The organism is Arcicella sp. BE140, assembly GCF_031456255.1.
Lineage (GTDB): Bacteria > Bacteroidota > Bacteroidia > Cytophagales > Spirosomataceae > Arcicella > Arcicella aquatica.
Genome location: NZ_JAVDUE010000001.1, coordinates 336,474 through 357,714 on the forward strand (window position 1 = coordinate 336,474; position 21,241 = coordinate 357,714).

The following is a 21,241-nucleotide window of genomic DNA, read 5'->3' on the forward strand; positions in this document are numbered from 1 at the left end:
GTTTTCATTAACAGGTGATTTCAATCCTATAGATTACTTATAAGTTTATAAGTTGTTAATAATCAGATTTTATCCCTAGCGAGGGACTTAAGTCCCTCGCTAGGGATGAGGTCTTCAACGCTTGGTTTTAAACACGATTTATGTCTATTTAAGCCAACCTTATCAATAATCACATCTCCATTTCAACTTTTAAAAGACGTGGGTAGTCAATTGGATTTAAATCGTCTACTAATAGGAATCATTGCTTTTTAGAGCGTTAAAGCATATGTTTGCTATCTTGTGTAAATATTTGATGTCATTTCCAAATCTATCAAACCATGAAAAGAATATTACTACTGTTTTTACTGGCAACCAGTATCTTCACTTCCTGTAAAACCTCTCAGCGTTCATCTAGTAAATCATCTGAAAATGTTGTTAACATTACATTCTTGCATTTGAATGATGTGTATGAAATTTCGCCATTAGAAGGGGGAAAAGTGGGAGGGATGGCTCGTTTGGGGACATTGAGAAAAGAATTAATCCAGAAAAACCCTAATACTGTTACCATCCTTGCTGGAGATTTTCTGAACCCTTCTTTAATTGCCACTTTTAAATATGAAGGAAAGAGTATCAAAGGGCGCCAAATGGTAGAGGCTATGAACAGTGTAGGCTTTGATTGGGTTGGTCTGGGCAATCATGAATTTGATATTGATGAAGCAGATTTGCAAAGAAGAATCGATGAATCACAATTTAATTGGCTGGCATCAAATGCTCTCCAAAATAATAAAGGTACGCTAACTCCATTTGCAAAAAATGTAAATGGCACAAAAATTCCCTTCCCTAAAACTACTATTCTTACTTTCAAAAATGCTACTGGAAAAGTAGTGAAAATGGGTATGTTTTCGGTGGTATTACCCTCCAATCAAAAGGATTATGTGCATTATGATGATTTCTTTGAATCGGCTAAACAGGCTTATGAAGAATTGAAACTTCAATGTGATTTTGTAGTTGGTATTACGCATATCAACAAAGTAGATGATGCAAAATTGGCAAAGCTTTTACCTGATGTAAAACTTCTGATGGGCGGACATGACCATGATAATATGTTATTTAAAGAAGGTAACGTTATCATTGCTAAAGCGGATGCCAATGCCAAAACGGCGTATGTCCACAACCTGTCTTTTGATACTCAAACCAAATCTTTAGAGATTAATAGCGAACTCCGTAAAATAAACGAACAAATAAAAGATGATGCCGAAGTAGCATTGGTAGTCAAAAAATGGGAGGAAATCATGGATGTTGCCATGAAAAAAGCAGGGTTAGATAAAAATGATGTGGTTGCTGACATCTCAACGCCTTTAGACGGTCGAGAAAGTACCATGCGAAATGGACATACTAATTTAGGGGATTTAATAGCCAAAGCTATGTCGGCAGCGGCAACAAAACCTGTAGATTGTACCGTTTTCAATAGTGGTTCTGTGAGAATAGATGACCAATTGGTTGGGAAAATTACACAGCTGGATATTATGAGGATATTACCTTTTGGTGGAAAAATAGTTGAAGTGAATCTAACAGGAAGCCTACTCGCCAAAATATTAGCAACTGGTTTGCAGAACAAAGGCAATGGAGGTTTTTTGCAATGGGATAAAATCAGCTATGAAGAAAATAAAAAACAATGGTTGATTAATGGGAAATTATTAGATATTAATCAAGAATATCGAGTAATGATGCCAAAGTTTTTGATTGAAGGCAAGGAAACCAATTTTGGTTACCTGACTGCTCAAAATCCAGCAATAAAAGGTATTGTAGAGTCAGATGAAAAAGATGTCAACGACATTCGTAATGATATTAGAAAAGTATTGATTGCTTATTTGAAAAAGTAATTAGTAGCACGACTTGGAAAGTCGTGTGAGGTAAAAGAACTAAAGGTTGTTCTCCCTCACGACTTGGAAAGTCGTGCTACTGATGATATACTACATTGCCTTCTTCTTCTTAGTAGTCACAGGCGCAGCTACTGGTAATTTAGCTCTATAATCCACAATGCCTTTTTCGATAGCATCTTTGAAGAAACTGAAAGAACCAGAAGTATCTGCATTACCCAATGCCAAAGCTTTTTGGGCTAATGGGAAAGCCTCGGCATAGTTTTCAGATTTGCTTAAAATCTGTGCCTTTACCCATACATTACGGAAAGTTTCACCACCAGCAATTGATGCATTTACCGCTGTTAGGGCTTGGCTCAATTTACCTTTTCCTAAAAAGAACTCAGCCGCAGTACGCATCGCATTGGCATTATCAGTAATTGCTTTGCTGATAGCTAGTTCTGCCATTTTAGAAGTTTCGATAGCGATAGGAGCAGATGCTTTTTTATCTGCCCAATAGATATTCAAATTAGCAGTACTATCTGTAATATCGCTAAAGTCTATCGTGAAAGATTCTGTTTTTGTATTCGCAACTGCTTTTACAACAGTACGCAAAGCATCTTTTTCAGGTGAATACGTTTGCTCTGTAGCAGTGATGTCTTTGTTTAAAATCAATGTCCAATCTCCTTTAGTTGGAATCGAGAAAATAGCATACGAACCCGCTGCTACTTTTTTCCCACCAAGACTAATTTCGTTGGATAATGTAATTTGAGTGGCAGCATTTGCTCCTGTACGCCAAACTTTGTCGTAGGCTACTACTCCGCCAAAAATCTCACGTCCTTTGATACTTGGGCGAGAATATTTAATACTGACATCAGTTGTTCCGATGGTTTGAGCAACAGATGCCGCAGGACTAGGCTGAGGAAGGCGTATTTGTGCATTGGCAGTAAGGGAAAGCCCTAGTATAAGGCTTAAAAATAGTTTTTTCATGATAATTTTTTTGATTAATGCTGAATTGAGATTTTTATATAAAAGTAACGAAGGAATAAACCAACAATTTAATTTTTCGCTCAATGGCTTTTTTTAAAAGATATTTTTTAGACCTTTGACCTCTGAAACATTACCATAATCATTCAATACTATGCACAGAAATCAATTGCTCCAATTGCTTGAAAAGCATCGACCATTTAATGCGACAGAGACAAAATTTCATCAAGAAATCACCTCTTTTGTAAAATCACATCCTATGTGTTTCGAGCGTTCTTTGATGATTGGCCATGTAACGGGCTCTGCTTGGATTCTGGATAAGTCTCGTCAATATACTTTGTTAACCCATCATAAAAAGCTTAATCAATGGTTTCAAACGGGGGGACATTGTGATGGTGATTCAAATGTATTGAATGTTGCTTTAAAGGAAGCAGAGGAGGAAACAGGATTGGAAAATATTGGTGTGTTGAGTAATGATATTTTTGATATTGATATTCACGTGATTCCTGAACGAAAGGGAATACCAGTACATTTACATTTTGATGTGAGGTTTCTATTAGAGGCTGACATGAATCAACAATTAATCGTTTCATCAGAATCAACGGCTTTGAAATGGATTCAGCTTTCGGAGGTTGCTGACCTAAACGATAGTGATTCGATTATGAGAATGGTAGAGAAAAGTTTTAAGCTATAATAAATAGCCGTCGGTCTTCGGCTTTCGGTCATCGGATTTTGTGCTGTTGGTGGTGGTCGGGTATCGGCTTTCGGTCTTCGGATTTTATGCTATAATGATTATCGGGAAATTAGCTTCTCACACCGAAAGCTGACATCCGACATCCGATTGCCGAAGACTGACAGCCGATACCTATTCCCAAATATCAATCCTAAAAAATACAGGTATGGCTGGGCGTTCGTAGTATTCCTTTCCAGCTTGAATCGCATCAACTACATCCATACCTTGAATTACCTCTCCAAAAACTACATAGTTACCGTTAAGCTGTCGAGCTTCTGCCTCATTAGTAATGATATAAAACTCAGTAGGAGAGGAGGCTCTGTCGGGATTTCCTTCGTCATAACGAGCCATTGCCACAGCACCACGCTTATGGGTAAACTCAGTCCGATATTCTGGCGGAACTAAAAAATCTAATTGATCCATATATTCGCCTCCACCTTGTATACCCATTCGATAAATATTTCTATAGAACATCCTATCAACGTAATAACCCGCCTTTACATTTCTAATAAAATTAGCACGATGTAAAGGCGTTTCTGCATGGAGTTTTATGATAAAATCTCCACCAACAGTATGTACTTTTACTTTATCTTCTGGGTTTTCTTTACCATATTGTGTCAAAAAAGTCTTTGGGTCTTGGTCGTACAAACGCAAATCTTTTTTGCAAGAAAATAAAGAAATACAGAATAAGAAGAAGATGATACGTTTCATCGTTTTTATAGCTGTTATCGGTTTAACCGTTTTTGTTATCTATGTAACCGTTATCTGTATGGTTGCTCACTGAAAATTTTTGCTCAATTCCATAGAGGATAAAAATATGCAAAGTAAATAAAAATATGAAAGCTGAATTCCGACGACTGTAAGCGATAGTACACAATCTTAGCTAGCACGGTAATACATCGTCGAGCAGTTTTCTTTCGTTAAAATACTTTTTGCTTGGGCGCTAATATCATCAACTGTCACCGCTTGTATTTTACTTGATTCCTCGTTAGCGTATTCTACATTTCCAGCATTGGCGGCAAAGGCTAAATTCATAGCACGGTTAAGTAATTCCACTTCTGAGAAAACTAACGTAGATTCTGCTTGATTTTTCACTTTAGTCAATTCCTCCTCTGAAACAGGATTCTTCAAGAAATCATCTAATACATCCTGAATGGCGGCGTCACCTTCTTCAATACTAATGCCTTTGTTGAGGTTTCCTTGTAAAACCATCAAGCCTGGGTCTAGTGACGAAGAAACATATGCATTGATAGAATTAAAGATAGATTGCTCCTTCACTAATTTATCATATAACCTTGATGATTTACTTCTTCCTAGGATATCGCTAGTCAAATCCACGGCATTATAACCAACGTCATGTCGTCCTTGGGTATGGTAAATTTTATAGATAGCATCAAGCGGTACTTTTGCTTCTACTTCCAAAAATCTAGCACTAGTCTGAATAGGCTCTTTGGGTAAATTTCTAGGAATAACATTGCCAGCAGGGATAGGTTCAAACCATTTTTTAGCCAATTGTTTTACTTCCTCAACACTGAGTGGCCCAGCCACTACTAAAATAGCATTGTTGGGTAGATAGTGTTTGTAGAAAAAATTACGGACATCATCCATTACCGCATTCTCGATATGAGCAATTTCTTTCCCAATCGTAGCCCATTTGTAAGGGTGAACTTGGTAGGCTAAAGGGCGAAGTTTCAACCAAACATCACCATAAGGCTGATTTAAGTATCTTTGCTTGAACTCTTCAATCACTACTTTTTGTTGTACGTCCAAAACCTTTTGGTCAAAAGACAAAGACAGCATTCTGTCAGACTCCAACCAAAAAGCCGTCTCAATGTTGACTGCTGGTAGCGTAATATAATAATTAGTAATATCGGGTGAGGTAAAAGCATTGTTTTCACCTCCTACTTTCTGAAGGGGAGTATCATACGAAGGAATATTTTTTGAACCACCAAACATCAAATGTTCAAACAAATGAGCAAAACCAGTTTTGTGTTCTTCTTCATCACGAGAGCCAACGTTGTAAATAATGTTAACAGCAGCAATAGGGGTGGAATAATCTTGGTGAACATAGACTTTGAGTCCGTTGTCAAGTATAAAATAATCGTATGAAATCATGTATCGATGTTATCTAACAAATAAACGTCTATATTAATAAATATTTAAAAAATATCACGACAAAAGTAAGTATTTACCACTTGCAATGTGTGACAATCAGCAAAAAACTCATTCCGCTTTATTTATTTAAACTTCCAATATGAAAAAAGTAGTCATTTTTGTAACATTTTCGTTTTGCATTTTTTTTAAAAGTAATGCTCAAATATTAAACGATGCTAGTACTCGCCAATTAATTTCTCAAGGGTTGGATAAAATGTATTCGTATGATTTCAAAGAATCAGCCGATATTTTCCAAAAGATAAAAGCTAAATACCCCCAACATCCAGTGTTTTATACCTTAATGGCTATTCAAACTGAATTACAGTATTTCCCTTTGAAAGATTTTCCCAATCAGCAAAAAATATATTTGACCTACCTTAATCAAAGTAGGGCTTTGGCAGAGGCAATGCTTGACAAAAACGATGAGGACGTAGAAGCTAATTTCTTTGAATTGGCCACATTAGGATATTTGGCTGCTTTCGATGCCGACAATCAGGAATTTATGAAAGCCGTAGGCGTGGCTAAAAAAGCTTATTCTCATTTAAAGAAAGGATTGGCACTGACCGATAAACAACCTGAGTTTCTTTATTCGTCAGGCATTTATAATTATTATCGTATTGAATACCCAGAAACTCATCCTGTGATTAAATCCGTTATTTGGATGTTTAAGGATGGTAATAAAAAATTAGGCTTACAACAATTAGATTTGGCTACCAAGAAGACAATTTTTGTAAAAACAGAAGCCGCTTTTTATGCAGGGTATGTCTATATGAAATATGAAGCCAACCCAGCCAAAGCGTTATATTACAATAGTATGTTGTCTGAAAAATATCCTGATAATTTACTTTTTCAAATGCAACGAATGGACTTCCTGACAGCCCTTGGGAAGTACGACGATGCTGATACTATTTCGGACAAAATTTTAAAGCAAAAGGGCGTGATGTTTCAATGTGCAGGAACAATTTTCAAAGGATTGATTGCTGAAAAAGATAAAAAGGACGATAAACTTGCGGAGGCTTATTTGCTGAAAGGTGTTAAAATGCCTTATGATGAACGTTTTACAAAGGATTATCATGCACTAGCTTATATGGCTTTGGCACGTATTGCTAAGCGCTCAGGACAACCAACTAAAATGAAAGAATATGCTAAAAAGGCTTCTAAATTAGCGGAATACAAGGCAACATTAGCGGAGGCAGAGGCTATTTTGGATTGATTTTTCTGGGGACTTAAGGACTTGAGGAGGTAGGACTTTAGGACTTGAAGACGAAAGATGCTTGACATAAGACTAAAAGATGTTAGATGAAAGACTCTAGAGGTAAAACTTTTAGTCTAATAAATATGAAAAGATAATTGTATAAGGGAGAACGGGAATTAAGCTCTATACATCCCCTAAAGTAGCGGCAACCCTAGCGGTTGCCGTTTTGATTTGATGGATTTACGAAACAAAAACGGCAACCGCTAGGGTTGCCGCTACAAATACCGATATATTTTTTGATGTTTATCTCAAAGATATTACCTCTAGCTTCTTTTGTCTTCAAGTCCCAACTCCTTAAATTCTAAAATCTTGTATCTAACGTCTTGCGTCTAATGTCTTTTAGTCTTGATGTCCTACAGTCCTAAAGTCTCCAGAAAACTATCTCCCCTCCTGCAAAAGCTTATTAGCAAAAATAAACTCATTCAACTCAGGAACTGATGACGTGCGGATATTTTTACTATCACCTTCCCAGAATTTTTTGCCTTTATATAAAAACATGATTTTTTCACCAATACCAATCACCGAATTCATATCATGCGTAATTACAATGGTAGTAATGTTAAATTCATCCGTGATTTCCTTAATCAAGTCATCAATTTTTACGGATGTTAATGGATCTAAGCCCGAATTGGGTTCGTCACAAAATAAATATTTCGGATTCATCACAATGGCTCTGGCAATACCAACCCTTTTCTTCATCCCTCCCGAAACCTCCGAAGGCATTCTTGAGCCAGCATTTTCCAATTCTACACGCTTTAAACAAAGCTGAGCCCTTTCTATTTTCTCCTCCTCGCTCATGTCTGTCAGCATATCTAAGGGGAATTTGACATTATCTAATACGGTCTTAGAGTCAAATAATGCACCTCCTTGGAATAAAACGCCCATTTCGCGACGGATAGTTTTTCTAGTTTCTTCATCAGAATTATGAAAATCTCGTCCATCGTATAAAATTTGCCCGTGTTCTGGTTTTACAATACCAATCATGCATTTCAGTAATACACTTTTTCCTGTACCACTACCACCAATAATTAATGAAGTATCGCCAGGCTTGAATTCGCCATCGATTCCGAGTAGAATATCACGCCCATTAAAGGCTTTTCTAATATCTTTTATTTCAATCATACATTCAAATCTTTCCCGAATTTACAAAATTCGTGGCTATACGCTATAAATTTTCAATATCTCTTAAATAAATCTCTGCCTGATTCAATATTTCCTGCTGTTGTTCAGGTTTTATTTTGTTCCAAGTAAGGTATGCCATACCGATTCTTGGATTTTTTGCCAATACATCTTGATGACGATGATAAAAATGCCAATATAAACTATTGAAGGGACAAGCCTTATGCCCAACTTTTTTATTTTTATCATAATAACAAGTATCGCAATAATGCCCCATTTTATCAATGTAGTTGGCAGAAGAAATATAGGGTTTAGTGGCTACCAGCCCACCATCTGCATATTGACTCATCCCTCTGGTATTAGTGATTTCAACCCATTGTAGGGCATCAATATAAATACCCAAGTACCAGACATCCACCTCGTCTGGATTAACACCACTTAGTAAAGTAAAATTCCCAGTAAGCATTAATCGTTGAATATGATGAGCATAGGCAAAGTCCAAACTTTGCCCAATGGCATGTTTTAAACAATTCATTTTGGTTTGAGCATTCCAGAACCATGTAGGCAATTTACGAGTATGTTTAAAGAAATTTACTGATTCATAATCAGGCATTTTGCACCAATAAATACCTCGCATATATTCTCGCCAACCAATAATTTGCCTAACAAACCCCTCTACCTGAGCAATGCTAATTGTTGCTTGGTGGGTTTCCCAATGGGTTATTGCTTGCTGAACAACCTCTAAAGGAGATAGCAATTTAATATTCATCGAAAAAGAAAGGCGAGAATGATAGATAGACCAATATGATGGGTGCATGGTGTCTTCGTAAGTACCAAAAAGAGGTAAGCAATGTTCTACAAAAAAAGCCAAAAGTGCTAAAGATTCTTCACGAGATGTTGGCCAGATAAAGTTTTTAGGCTGTACGTTACCAATCGTAGCAATGCCTTCTTTGATGATTAATTGATAAACATCTGTTACATCTTTATCAAACGTTAAGGGTTCAACAGGACGGTGATTCTTAGGTAGTTTTTTACGGTTCTCTGCATCAAAATTCCAACGACCATCAATGGGGTCATTACCATCCATCAATAGACTATATTTTTTCCGCATCATCCTGTAGAAACTCTCCATCAAAAATGTTTTTTTGCCTTTAAAAAAGGTTGCAAGCTCTAGTCGTTCACTTAAAAAATGCGCTGAATCTATAGCATAGCAAGCTTTTCCTAAACGCTGTAATGCTACAGCTAAGTTTTTCAACTGCTCATCTACTCGGTATTCATCGGGCAATTGATATTCAAAAACCTCAAAATCTGAAGCTTGAATAGTAGCGATAATATTGTGGTGGATACTCTGCAAATTGTTGCTATCATCTAGACGGAGGTAGATAACATCATGCCCTGCCGACTTTAAAGCATCGGCAAAGGTTCTCATTGCCACAAAAAAAGCAATGATTTTCTGGATATGATGTACTACATAATCTGTTTCCTGCCGAACCTCCATCATTATGTAAACTACCTCTTTATCCTGTTGTTGAAACCAAGAATGTTGATGATTAAGCTGGTCACCCAAGATAAGGCGTAATGTTTTTTTCATATTAAAATCAAAATACACTTTGTATTTTGATAACTGAACAGCAAGGAGTATTGTTAGAAAAAATTCTTTTGAAGAATCCCTCAATGATTATCATAAGTTAAAAATGATAGCTAGATAAGATATAAGATTCCATAGTTCGTGCTGAGTTCATCTTTTTAATGTTTACCAAGCTGACGAGTAGAATAAAACGATAGTACAACTTGCAAGCAGTGCTATCGTTTTCTTTTACTTAATTTCCTTCACCTCACTAACAACCGAAACACCATTTTCGTTAAAAGCTTCGATGGCACAGTAATAGCTTTGTCCTACGCTTAAAGCCCTTAGCTCTAAACTATTAGGGGCATCTGCCCAAATCTGATAGGTTTGGTATAATTTATCAGGAGCAATTCCCCAAAGAATATTATACCCTACAGCATTCGCAGATTTCTCCCAAGTAATATCTGCATTACGTGTATCAGCCTGACGTTTTACGATTAGATTTTTGGGGGTTTGTGGGGTCTTTCCAGCACCATTCCCAAAAATACGAATATCACTCACCGCCAAATTTGGCATTGGTACATGAATGTTTTCGTATTTAATATAACGAGCCTTCACAGGTTTGGGCAATTCTATATAAGCATTGGGTCTGTCACGCTTTGGTTCGTTTGTATTGTCGGAAATCAATTGCCAATTTTTGTTATCGGTAGAAGCATAAAATTTGAATTGGGCATAAACTCGCTCTTCGTTACTATCAAAAATATCAGATTTATAATCGGTAAAATTTACTTGTAATGCCTTTACCTCTTGTACACTCTGTAAATCTACCGTGAGCCATTCGCCTGCTTTGTTGGTATTAGCTACCCAAAAAGTACGTGGATTTTCGTCCGTCACTTTATTAGCACTCAAGGTATCTCGTACAGAGGAGGCCACACACGGTTTTTTATAAGAAAGCAACATCCATCCCGTAAACAATTCGTCTTTTTGTGTCCATTTTTTAGTAGGTAAATAATGCGGGAAATCGCCAAAACGAGTATTAGCAAACATCTGATTGTCGGCATCAAAACCCGTTGGGAACATGGCAACCCTTCTTTCAAAATTCCAGTTAACGGCAATCCAAGGCGTACCCGTATTCCAGTAATTACCATAGTTATCTTGGAAGGTATTACCATGCCCTGCTCCCGTAAGAAATCCCCCAGGTTTATATGAAATAGGATTATAGGGAGCATATTTGAATGGGCCAAGCGGAGAGTCTCCTAAATATGTCCCATTGGCATATACATTATATTCTGTTCCGGGTGCACCATATTGCAAGAAGTATTTGCCTTTGTGTTTGGTCATCCAAGCCCCTTCCGTAAATGGTTTAATAGTATCGCGGTGGTCGCGACCGAAACGCTCCCATCCATGATTTTTAGGGTCGAGGTAAATTAAACCTTTATAAGGCGTGGCGTAAGTCAGATTACGTTTTTTGTCAAGCTCAGCTCCAAAAATCGGATATACATTCGATGACCCCCAATACATATACCATTTGTCTAGGTCTTCATCATAAAACAAGGCAGGATCCCACGGCCCGATATACTGAGGTAAACGAGGCAACCAACGGTTATAGAATTGTAATTTCCCTTTTTCGGGTTCGGTACTTATCAATATAGGGCGTTGTTCAAAAGTAGATTGAAACAAATAAAGCGTATCTCTGACTGACAAAGCAGCAGGGGCACACATATCTTCCATGGGCCACATACTGGGCTTGATGTAATCCCAATTGATTAAATCTTTTGAATGCCAATACCCCCCCGAAATAGTGACAAAAAGGTAATACTCATTTTTATGATTGATAATAACAGGGTCTGCACCCGAACGATAGGAAATCTTCTCGTTCAATTGTTCAAAATTATAGCGGTAACCAATATCTACAGGGTTGCAATATGTTTTTTGGTTAAGGTTTTGGGCAAATATTGAAAAGTATGAAGCACAGCAAAACAGCAAGAGCAATGTCTTTTTCATAGTATGTTTTTGATTGAATTTGGAGAGATAAAAATACAGAATATAAAATTGACTTATAGAGGGTTTTGTAAGTTAATAATTCATATTCTTCTTGTATTAATTGCCATTCATTTAAATGAACATATCCTCTTGAACTCCACATTATTCAACATAAAAACCTACTATCTTCAAATCTCCCCCAAAAACTCCTCAATACACCCATAAACATATACCAAATCCTCCTCAGTGATACAATATGGCGTTAATAGATAAATCACATTCCCTAAAGGACGCATCAAAATACCTTTTTCTAAAAAGAAATTATAAGCAATGTCTCGCATATTACTAAAATATGAAGTGCCTTCTTGTACCTTTATTTCAATCGCTAGAATCGTCCCTCTCAGTCTGATGTCAGCGATTTTGTGGAGGTATGTTTGTGTAACTTGCTGAATAAAGCCTTGATGTAAAGTATTTATTTTTTTGATATTGTCTTGTGTTTCATCATTCAATAGTAAATCCAAACTGGCAAGTCCTGCGGTACAAGCCAAAGGATTTGCCGTGAAAGAATGACTATGAAAAAGCGTTTTTCTTCTATCATCCGAAAGAAAAGCGTCATAAATCTCTTGCGTACACGATGTAACACCCAAAGCCATAGCACCGCCTGTTAATCCTTTTGAGAGACAAAAAATATCTGGTTTTTCTGTTAAATAATCCGTCGCAAACATTTTACCTGTACGATAAAAGCCCGTCATGATTTCATCCGCAATGGTCAATATCCCATTCTCTTTAGCTAGTTTTATTAAGCTTTCCAAAATTTCAGGTTCATACATTACCATTCCCCCTGCTCCTTGAATGAGTGGCTCAAAAATAAAAGCCGCTATTTCATCTGCTTGACTCATCAGACTTTTCATGGTATCTAGTGCCAATTGCTCTTCACCTTTTACTGGAATCGGTAGATAAATTACCTCAAAAAGGAAAGGGTCGAAAGGAGCGGTGAATGCACTTTTTGCCCCTACGGCCATTGTGCCAAACGTGTCGCCATGATACCCATTTTCAAGGGCTATGATTTTGGTTTTCTTTCTAATCCCTTGGTTATGAAAATATTGAAACGCCATTTTCATCGCCACTTCTACGGAAGTAGAACCATTATCAGAATAAAATATTTTTTGCTGGTTTGGTGGTAATATTTCTAATAATCTTTCTGCTAATCTTACGGCAGGCTCATGAGTAAACCCTGCAAAAATTACCTGTTCTAATTTTAAAAATTGTTCGGCTACTTTCTGGGCAATGTATGGATGTGAATGTCCATGTAAGTTCACCCACCACGATGCAATAGCATCTATATACCTTTTACCATTTTCATCAAAAAGATAAACTCCTTCTGCCCGAACTATTGGGATAGAGAATGGTGCCGTTTGGTGTTGTGTAAAAGGATGCCACAATACTTTTGCATCTCTTTCGCTCAAATTCGTAATTACTGGATGTTGTATATTCTCTACTGGATATTCCAGGTGTTCATCAATGATAAAGTGTTTTTCTGAAGTCTTCTGCATATTTTTTTACGGTTTCTTGAGAGATGTTTTGTTCTTGATTTACCCTCCCAATCAATGGTACTTGTGTGTAATTCAAGATATAGTCTTCAGATGAAGGATTACTTTCTCCATTAAAAATAATTCCTTTGATGTCGATATTGCTACTTTTTAGTACTTCAATCGAAAGCAAAGTATGATTAATACTGCCTAAGTAATTTTTAGAAACTAAAATGAGTGGTAGATTTAATTGCTTAATTAAATCAAGATTAGTAGTGTCTTTATTTAACGGAACCATTAGTCCACCTGCTAATTCAACAATTAAATTGTTGTCGGTAATTGGCAGTTCAAAATTTGATAATTGAATTTCTATACCGTCAATAGCCGCCGCCGCATGAGGCGAAAGAGGTTCATTCAAGCGATAGGCTTCTGGATGAAAGATAGTTTTACGATTACTTACTAAGCTTTGAACAGCATTCGTATCTGTAAAATCTAATGCTCCCGATTGGACAGGTTTCCAGTAATCAGCTTCAAGGCTTTCAGTAAGAATACTGGCAATAAATGTTTTTCCGATTTCTGTACCAATGCCAGCAATGATATATTGTTGTTTCATAAATAAATTTTAAAGCTTGTTTAGTACTTCAAAAATCTGCAAAATCTGTTCTTCTGTATTAAAGTCATGTAAGCAAATTCTTAATCTCTCTTTACCTTTTGGCACAGTTGGCGATACAATAGGACGAATATCTAAGCCTTTACTTTGTAAAGTATTAGCTACAGCCCTACAGTTTTCATTGCCTGAAATAATGATACATTGAATGGCCGAAGGACTTTCTATCAATTCAATTGTAGAATTTAAACGTGCTTGCCTTTTGAAAAAATCAATCAAATGATGTAAGTTTTTATTAGAGAATGTATCCGATTGAAGCAAATCATAAGCACATTGGACACTAATATGGCTATGCATCGGAGCAGACGTTGTATAAATGAATGAACGAGCAAAATTAATTAAATAGTTTCTTAGTGTATTACTCCCTACAATAATGGCTCCATGACAGCCCAATGCTTTGCCAAAAGTAATAATACGTGCAAAAACCTTATTTTCTACTTGCAATTCATTTACCAAGCCTTCGCCATGTTTTCCAAACACACCTGTTGCATGGGCTTCATCGACGATAAGATTTGCTCCGAACTGAGCACAAGTATCAACAATTGCTAGGAGAGGGGCAAGGTCGCCATCCATCGAATAAACGGATTCGATGGCTACAAATACCTGAGCGTCTTTTAAAAGTGGGTTTGCTGTTTTATCTTCTTCAATTTTAGCAAGTTTTTTAGTTAAATCTTCGACGTCATTATGTCTGAACTTATAACGAGTAGCATAGCTTAACCTTGCTCCATCAATCATACTGGCATGAATGAGTTCGTCGGTAATAAGAAAATCGTTTTTCTGCGGAATTGATGAAAGCAAGCCTACGTTAGCATCATAGCCAGAATTAAAAATTAAACCTGATTCGGCTCGATGGAAATTGGCAATCTGTTTTTCTAAATTTTCTACAAAAGCCGTATTCCCTGCTAATAACCTTGACCCTGTAGCTCCTGTAGATAGATACCCATTTTTGCACTGTTGATGAATAGCCAATTGAAGTTTTTCGGAACGAGCGAAGCCCAAATAGTCATTAGAACAAAAATCAATTAAATTTTCGCTAATACGAAGTGTACGAAAAAGGGATTGTTCTTTTCGTTGTTCAAGTATGGTTTCAATTCGTTTGCTTAAAGAAATCACTAATGTTTATTGTTTGTTTTTGCAAAGATAGTTACAAAAGCGCTATACCCTTATTCTTTTCATATTTGACACCAAATTGGTTTTTTTAAGATTTTTTAATAAAATGCTTGACATCATACCATTTTTTTATCTAACTTCGCAGTTAATAGGTGTAGAACTATTTACTAAGTTTGCCCAGATGGTTTCCGTCTGGGCAACTTTCTTTTTATAGCCTTCTGAAAAATATAGTATAACTAAAAAAAAGCATGACAATTTTCATTGCCATGCTTTTTTAATTATAAGCCTAAGTTAGGCTTATAGGTATTTCATCTTTCTAAAATATTACTGAAAAATTTCAGCATTAATTTTTAGCTCCTTGAACTGCCCCAGCCTTTTGCTGTTGTTGCATTGGGTTTGGCTGAACTGGGCGTTGTGCTTTGAATACTTGAAAGCGGTTTGGCTGTTCAGGTTCTCTTGGGAAAGCATTATCTTCTGTTTCGATATCAGCAATTTCCATGTACGGGTCTAATGTCCATTTCGTTACTTTCTTATCAGTAGGAATTACTTTCTTAATTTCTTTATCATTCAAACGCCAGATTTCAGCAGGGTATCTAAATACCTCTTCTGTACCATCCTCATAGTTTGCTTTCACAATCACTGGCATTGGTAAACCTCCTTTGTTTTTAACATTTAATACATAGAAGTTTTTATTTGAGTTTACCAATTTTTTCTCATCTTCTGCCAATGAAGCCATTGTTTGCTCAAATTTCTTTTTATCTGCCTCAGTCGTAGCAAAACGATCATAAGTATTGTAGAAGTCTCTCATATCTGGATTTTCTTCTACTACTGTTTTAGGAATATCCGTTTTATTGCGGATGTTACTCATCGTTTGGCGTTTAGCATCAGCTTCTTTTTTAGCGGCAGCATTTTTTGCTAATGGGTCTATATTATCAATACCAAACCATTCTACGTTTTCAAGTGACTGGTTTACTGGCTCAACACCATAGAACCAACCTTTCCAGAACCAATCTAAATCAACACCTGAAGCGTCTTCCATTGTACGGAAGAAATCAGCAGGATACGGCTGTTTGAATGCCCAACGACGAGCATACTCTTTGAAAGCATGGTCAAATAACTCGCGTCCCATCACCGTTTCACGAAGGATATTCAATGCTGTAGCTGGTTTTGCATAAGCATTAGGCCCGAATGCCATGATATTCTCTGAGTTTGTCATAATCGGTACTTGTTGCGTTGGGTCAGTTTTCATGTAAGGAACAATGTACTGAGGTTCGCCACGACGAGAAGGGAAATCTCTATCCCATTCTTGCTCTGCTAAATACTGACAGAAAGTATTCAACCCTTCATCCATCCAAGACCACTGACGTTCGTCTGAGTTGATAATCATTGGGAAAAAGTTATGACCTACTTCGTGGATAATTACACCAATCATACCTGCTTTTACTTGTTCAGAATAAGTACCATCAGCTTCTGGACGACCACCATTGAATGAAATCATTGGATATTCCATACCACCACCCGACGTAGAGTGACAAGAATAAGCCACTGGGTAAGGATATGCTACTGTATGTTTTGAATACGAACGAAGTGTATGTGCTACCACCATTGTTGAGTATTGCCCCCAAAGTGGATTACCTTCTTTCGGATATAACGACATCGCCCATACTTTTTTGCCTTCTACATCAACTTGCATGGCATCCCAAATAAATTTACGAGAACTTGCAAAAGCAAAGTCACGAACATTATCAGCTTTGTAAATCCAAGTTTTTTTGCCAGTTGGTTTCCCTTTTTCAGCCTTCTCAGCTTCTTCCTGAGAAACGATTAATACTGGTCGAGTAGCTGTTTTTGCTTTTTCCCAACGTTTTAATTGCTCTGCCGAAAGTACTTGTGTTGGGTTTTGCAATTCACCCGAAGCACCTACTATGTGGTCATTTGGCACCGTTAAAGCTACTTTATAGTTTCCAAAAGTAAGTGTAAATTCACCTTGGCCTAAAAACTGTTTATGTTGCCAGCCATATACATCATTATAAACTGCCATACGTGGAAACCAGTGAGCAATAAAATAATTGGCATTACCATCTTTGGCAAAATATTCATAACCAGAACGACCGTAATATTCAGTAATTAAATAATTCCAGTCGATAGAGAAAGAAACCGAAGCACCAGATTTCAGCGCAACGGGTAAGTCGATTCTCATCATAGTATGGTTAATCGTGTGCTTTAAAGGATTTCCTTTAGCATCTTTCACCGATAGGATATTGTATCCATACTTTTTAGGGTCAGTTAAATCTTTGAATTGTGTAAAAGACGCTTGTCCAGCAATACCTCCCGTTCTAGTATTAGCACCGATAGCATCTTTTTGGAATAAGTTTTGGTCAAGTTGTAACCATAGATATGGCAATTCGTCAGGAGAATTATTGAAATAAGTAATGGTTTCAGTACCAGTGATTTTGCGTTCTACATCATCCAATTCTGCTTTGATGTCATAGTCGGCACGTTGTTGCCAATATTCTTTTCCCGGGCTACCCGAAGCTGTACGATAAGTATTAGGCGTCGGCAAAATCGTTTCTAATTGCTCAAAACGTTTATTGCCATTATAAGGATTGGTTGTGGGGGCTTGTTGTGCTGTTGCTATTTGCGAACAAGTAGCAATCAACAAACCAGTAATGAGCTTTAAGCTACCTCTCATGTTGATTTTTAGATTGAAGTGAATAGATTTACTGTACGAATTTAGTGAATTTAGTAAAATAAATCTCCTTGATGATAAGTTATCAATCAAAATTAGCATTAAACAATCTAAAAAAGAATCATTATACGTAGTAGAATAGCTAAGAATAGATAAAAGGAGAGTTTGTAAAGGTAAATATGGGAATTTGATAGTTGTAATTGCCCAATGTAACACAAACATTTAACAAAGCTATTAGGAAGAGAGTAATTATAATACAAGAGCTCGGGAATTTCCGAGCTCTTTTGTTTTTAGGAAGTGTAGAACGGTATGGGCAGAACTATAAAATTTTTTTTGATACAACTTTCAATTTTTTTAGGTAGAACTTTCAACTTTTTCTTAGGTGTAACTTTAATTTTATTAGGTGCGACTTTATTATTCTTTAGGTGTAATTTGTATTTATCATAGGTAGAACTTGTTTTTTATGGGTAGAGCTTATAAATTTTTAGCACGATTGGGATAATCAGTAATTAGACCATCTACGCCGATGGCTTTTATATTTTTCATATCCTCGACATTATTCACTGTCCATGGCACTACTTTCACATTTTTGTCATGGCAATATTGTACTTGCTCTTGTGTCAAGAGTTTATAATATGGGCTATAATAGCTTGGTAAAAACCCTAAAGCCTCAAATGTTTTTGCTGGATCCTCTTTCTCGACTAAAGCAGATAGAGGAATGTTTTTATACTGATTCGCTTCAATTTGTTTGTGCCAATAAATCAACACGTTAAAATCAAAACTTTGTAAAATAACCCTATTGGCGGGTAGGGCTTTGATAATTTCCTGATAAACCAAATCAGAGAATTCTTTAATTGTTGCAGGTTGATAGGTGCCATAGTCTTTTTCTTCAGATTTAATCTCAATATTATATTGAACAGCCCTTAGGCCTTTTTCTTTTATATATGCTTCACAAGCCTTTATCGTTTCCGAAAGTAAGGGCTTGTAGGTAGGTGTTTTTTCTTGTTCTGGAAACAAGGCATTTCCTCGTTTCCCAGTATCAAATTCCTTTATTTGTTGATAAGTCATCTGATACAAATTCAAAGTGGCTTCTTCTACTTTGCTTACTGGTGTACCGTCGGGCTTGGTTACGTACAACGCATTCATATATGGTTCGTGCGAAACCACTACTTTTTTGTCTTTAGAAATACATACATCCATTTCTAAAGTAGTGACCCCCAAGTCCAATGCTTTTTTAAAAGCAGGAATACTGTTTTCAGGCATTAAGCCTCTTGCTCCACGATGCCCCTCAAGGTCGAAGCCTTGGGCAAACATATTAGTGGTATATGTAAATAGTAATAATAAAATGATAGACTTTTTCATCAGTTTTGTTACATCATTGATGTTTAAGAAACACAAAAGTACTTTAATTTATGCTCCTTATTTGTCTAACACATATTATGATTGAATTAATAAAAAAAGGATTAATTACGAGCAAACGAGTGATATTTAATCGTTACTCTATACCCTCTTTTGTCAGGTAAAACTTCTGATTTATCTAATACTACTTGATGATTGCCAGCATCAATAAAATTGGCTGCTCTTTCTATAGCTTTGATTAAATCATACGAAGTAAAAAGTTTTGTTTTCGTTTTCATGGTCTTTGGAAGTTATATCTCTTACAAGATGTTTATGAATTCATTAAAAAAATGATTGTTTAATCAGTACTCAAAAACCTTAACACTTTGGTATAAAAATCTTATACCTGTCCAATTTTTTCCCTATAAGACTTATAACATATATTTCTTCGAAAACTCATATTGAAAATATATATTATAAAACTAAAGATTAAAAAAAGTATTCTTTTTGAACTTTTGGCTAGTTTTTGTATATTTACAAAATACATCTGCGTTAATTCAGTGAATAAATTTACTCAAAATAAAAATTAAAAACCAAATTTATGGATACTTTTTTTAGTCAAAATCTACAATTTTTACGCAAAAGCCTAGAAGGTAAGGTTTCTCAGGAGAAAATGGCTGATGAATTAATGATAAAGAAGTCAACTTTGGGTTCTTACGAGAGCGGTAGAGCAGAACCGCGTTACACAGATTTGGTTAAACTTGCGGAATATTTCAATGTGAATATAGATGAATTATTGAAAGAAGACCTTTCTGTAAAGTCGCCTAGTCCTAAACAAGAAGAACGATTACGAATTTTAACTACTACAGTAAATTTAGATAATGAAGAAAATATTGAATATGTGCCCATCAAGGCAGTAGCGGGATATGTAAATGGCTATGGAGATTTAGAGTATATTAGTAACCTACCTGTATTCAATGTGCCTTTTTTGGCAAAAGACAAAAAATATCGGGTGTTCCCAATTCAGGGCGATTCGATGTTACCCCTCCGAGAAGGCTCTTTGGTCTTTGCTGAATATGTAGAAAATTGGAAGACTGTCAAAGATGGAACAGTTTGCATCGTTGTAACCAGAAGTGAAGGCATAGTACTTAAAAAAGTTTTTAATTATTTAGCCGAAATGAATGTGCTTGTTTTGAAATCAACCAATGAACACTATGCTCCTTATCCAGTTTTGGGGGATGATATACAGGAATTATGGAAGTTTGTAGGCTATTATTCTTCTAAATATCCACTATAAATAGTATAGATGACCAGCAATTATAGTCAAATAGGTTTTATTAGGCATGCTTTTTTTTAAATTAATATTTAGTTTTGAACTAAATATTAATTTAAAAATGTAATAACATTAAATGTATATACATTTATTTGTCAATTAAATAAAAAATATCATGAACCTAATAGAGACTTTAAATTGGCGATATGCCACCAAAAGAATGACTGGGGAAGTAGTTCCTCAGGAAAAAGTTGATAACATCCTAGAAGCCATTCGTTTATCAGCTTCTTCTATGGGCTTGCAACCATTTAATGTTATAGTAATTGATAATCCAGCATTGAAAAGTAAAATTCAACCAGTGGCTAATAATCAGCCACAAATAGTTGAATCTTCACACTTATTGATATTTGCGGCTTGGGCAAATATCACACAAGAAAAAATCGATGCTTACTTAGATTTGATTGCATCTGAGAGGGGTGTTGCTCCAGAATCATTAGCAGGTTTCAGAAAGAGTCTCGAAGGTTTTTTAAAACGTACCAAAGAAGAAAACTATCATTGGGCTGCGCGTCAGGCTTATATTGCTTTAGGGACTGGACTCGTCGCTGCTGCGAACGAACAAGTAGATGCTACACCTATGGAAGGCTTTAAACCTGAAGGAGTAGACGAGCTATTAGGCTTGGAAGAAAAAGGGCTAAGAAGTGTTGCATTCATGACACTTGGCTATCGTGATACTAGTAAAGACCCTTTGGCATTTGCTAAGAAAGTAAGAAGAAGCACAGAAAATTTCTTTATAAGATTTCAATAAAATATTGAGTTACCCAATTTTAAAATAAAAAAAGCGGTCAAAAAACTAATTTTTGACCGCTTTTTATGATTGATGGGCAGTGAATTCCTACTGTTTGAGCGGAGCGAGTCGGTTCGCCGATGCGATTAGGAATTCTTGATTTTTTTGTTACTTTTTGCATCAAGGCAAAAAGTAAGGACGAGTATAAATCTTAAATT

Annotated in this window: 17 protein-coding genes; 5 read left to right on the top strand and 12 right to left on the bottom strand. The window is 36.2% G+C overall.

Annotated features, from left to right (window positions below; all coding sequences use genetic code 11):
* Window positions 1–317: 317 nt before the first annotated feature.
* Window positions 318–1,862 carry a bifunctional metallophosphatase/5'-nucleotidase gene (locus J2Y60_RS01420; protein WP_309912474.1) on the top strand — a complete coding sequence of 515 codons (1,545 nt, stop codon included), beginning with the start codon at window positions 318–320 and terminating at the stop codon, window positions 1,860–1,862.
* Window positions 1,863–1,952: 90 nt separating this feature from the next.
* Here the strand turns inward: J2Y60_RS01420 and J2Y60_RS01425 are convergent, their stop codons facing one another.
* Window positions 1,953–2,828 carry a DUF2911 domain-containing protein gene (locus J2Y60_RS01425; protein WP_309912473.1) on the bottom strand — a complete coding sequence of 292 codons (876 nt, stop codon included), beginning with the start codon at window positions 2,826–2,828 and terminating at the stop codon, window positions 1,953–1,955.
* 151 nt (window positions 2,829–2,979) lie between these two features.
* Here J2Y60_RS01425 and J2Y60_RS01430 point away from each other — a divergent pair, with 151 nt between their 5' ends.
* Entirely contained in the window at window positions 2,980–3,519 is a 540-nt protein-coding gene (locus J2Y60_RS01430; protein WP_309912471.1) for an NUDIX hydrolase, read from the top strand.
* Between the two features lie 171 nt (window positions 3,520–3,690).
* On the opposite strand, the gene J2Y60_RS01435 is transcribed toward J2Y60_RS01430, so the two are convergent.
* Window positions 3,691–4,269: a peptidylprolyl isomerase gene (locus J2Y60_RS01435; RefSeq protein ID WP_309912469.1), complete on the bottom strand. Its 579-nt coding sequence runs from the start codon at window positions 4,267–4,269 to the stop codon at window positions 3,691–3,693.
* A gap of 168 nt (window positions 4,270–4,437) precedes the next feature.
* Window positions 4,438–5,673: a pitrilysin family protein gene (locus J2Y60_RS01440; RefSeq protein ID WP_309912467.1), complete on the bottom strand. Its 1,236-nt coding sequence runs from the start codon at window positions 5,671–5,673 to the stop codon at window positions 4,438–4,440.
* Between the two features lie 139 nt (window positions 5,674–5,812).
* On the opposite strand from J2Y60_RS01440, the gene J2Y60_RS01445 reads away from it, so the two are divergent.
* Window positions 5,813–6,925 (top strand): ABC transporter substrate-binding protein, encoded by a 1,113-nt coding sequence (locus J2Y60_RS01445; protein WP_309912465.1) that lies wholly within the window; start codon window positions 5,813–5,815, stop codon window positions 6,923–6,925.
* Between the two features lie 420 nt (window positions 6,926–7,345).
* On the opposite strand, the gene J2Y60_RS01450 is transcribed toward J2Y60_RS01445, so the two are convergent.
* From J2Y60_RS01450 to J2Y60_RS01490, 9 genes are all read right to left on the bottom strand, one after another.
* Window positions 7,346–8,089: an ATP-binding cassette domain-containing protein gene (locus J2Y60_RS01450; protein ID WP_309912463.1), complete on the bottom strand. Its 744-nt coding sequence runs from the start codon at window positions 8,087–8,089 to the stop codon at window positions 7,346–7,348.
* A gap of 43 nt (window positions 8,090–8,132) precedes the next feature.
* Window positions 8,133–9,677, bottom strand: coding sequence for a cryptochrome/photolyase family protein (locus J2Y60_RS01455; RefSeq protein WP_309912461.1), 1,545 nt, complete (start codon window positions 9,675–9,677; stop codon window positions 8,133–8,135).
* Between the two features lie 225 nt (window positions 9,678–9,902).
* Window positions 9,903–11,657, bottom strand: a complete 1,755-nt coding sequence (locus J2Y60_RS01460) for a family 43 glycosylhydrolase (RefSeq protein WP_309912459.1) — start codon at window positions 11,655–11,657, stop codon at window positions 9,903–9,905.
* A 167-nt stretch (window positions 11,658–11,824) separates the two neighbouring features.
* Window positions 11,825–13,189, bottom strand: coding sequence for an adenosylmethionine--8-amino-7-oxononanoate transaminase (gene bioA, locus J2Y60_RS01465; RefSeq protein ID WP_309912458.1), 1,365 nt, complete (start codon window positions 13,187–13,189; stop codon window positions 11,825–11,827).
* Window positions 13,155–13,778, bottom strand: a complete 624-nt coding sequence (gene bioD / locus J2Y60_RS01470) for a dethiobiotin synthase (RefSeq protein ID WP_309912455.1) — start codon at window positions 13,776–13,778, stop codon at window positions 13,155–13,157. The genes bioA and bioD overlap by 35 nt, the downstream gene beginning before the upstream one ends.
* 9 nt (window positions 13,779–13,787) lie before the next feature.
* A complete protein-coding gene (locus tag J2Y60_RS01475) occupies window positions 13,788–14,945 on the bottom strand; it encodes an 8-amino-7-oxononanoate synthase (protein WP_309912454.1) in 1,158 nt (385 codons plus the stop codon).
* 340 nt (window positions 14,946–15,285) lie between these two features.
* Entirely contained in the window at window positions 15,286–17,631 is a 2,346-nt protein-coding gene (locus J2Y60_RS01480; protein WP_309912452.1) for a M1 family metallopeptidase, read from the bottom strand.
* 471 nt (window positions 17,632–18,102) lie between these two features.
* Window positions 18,103–18,990 carry a glycerophosphodiester phosphodiesterase family protein gene (locus J2Y60_RS01485; RefSeq protein WP_309912450.1) on the bottom strand — a complete coding sequence of 296 codons (888 nt, stop codon included), beginning with the start codon at window positions 18,988–18,990 and terminating at the stop codon, window positions 18,103–18,105.
* Window positions 18,991–19,091: 101 nt separating this feature from the next.
* Window positions 19,092–19,265 carry a hypothetical protein gene (locus tag J2Y60_RS01490; RefSeq protein WP_309912448.1) on the bottom strand — a complete coding sequence of 58 codons (174 nt, stop codon included), beginning with the start codon at window positions 19,263–19,265 and terminating at the stop codon, window positions 19,092–19,094.
* A gap of 302 nt (window positions 19,266–19,567) precedes the next feature.
* Between J2Y60_RS01490 and J2Y60_RS01495 the strand changes: the two genes are divergently transcribed.
* On the top strand, window positions 19,568–20,263 hold the full coding sequence (locus J2Y60_RS01495) for a LexA family transcriptional regulator (RefSeq protein WP_309912446.1): 696 nt from the start codon (window positions 19,568–19,570) through the stop codon (window positions 20,261–20,263).
* Between the two features lie 151 nt (window positions 20,264–20,414).
* Window positions 20,415–21,044 (top strand): nitroreductase family protein, encoded by a 630-nt coding sequence (locus tag J2Y60_RS01500; RefSeq protein WP_309912444.1) that lies wholly within the window; start codon window positions 20,415–20,417, stop codon window positions 21,042–21,044.
* The last annotated feature ends 197 nt before the right edge of the window (window positions 21,045–21,241 follow it).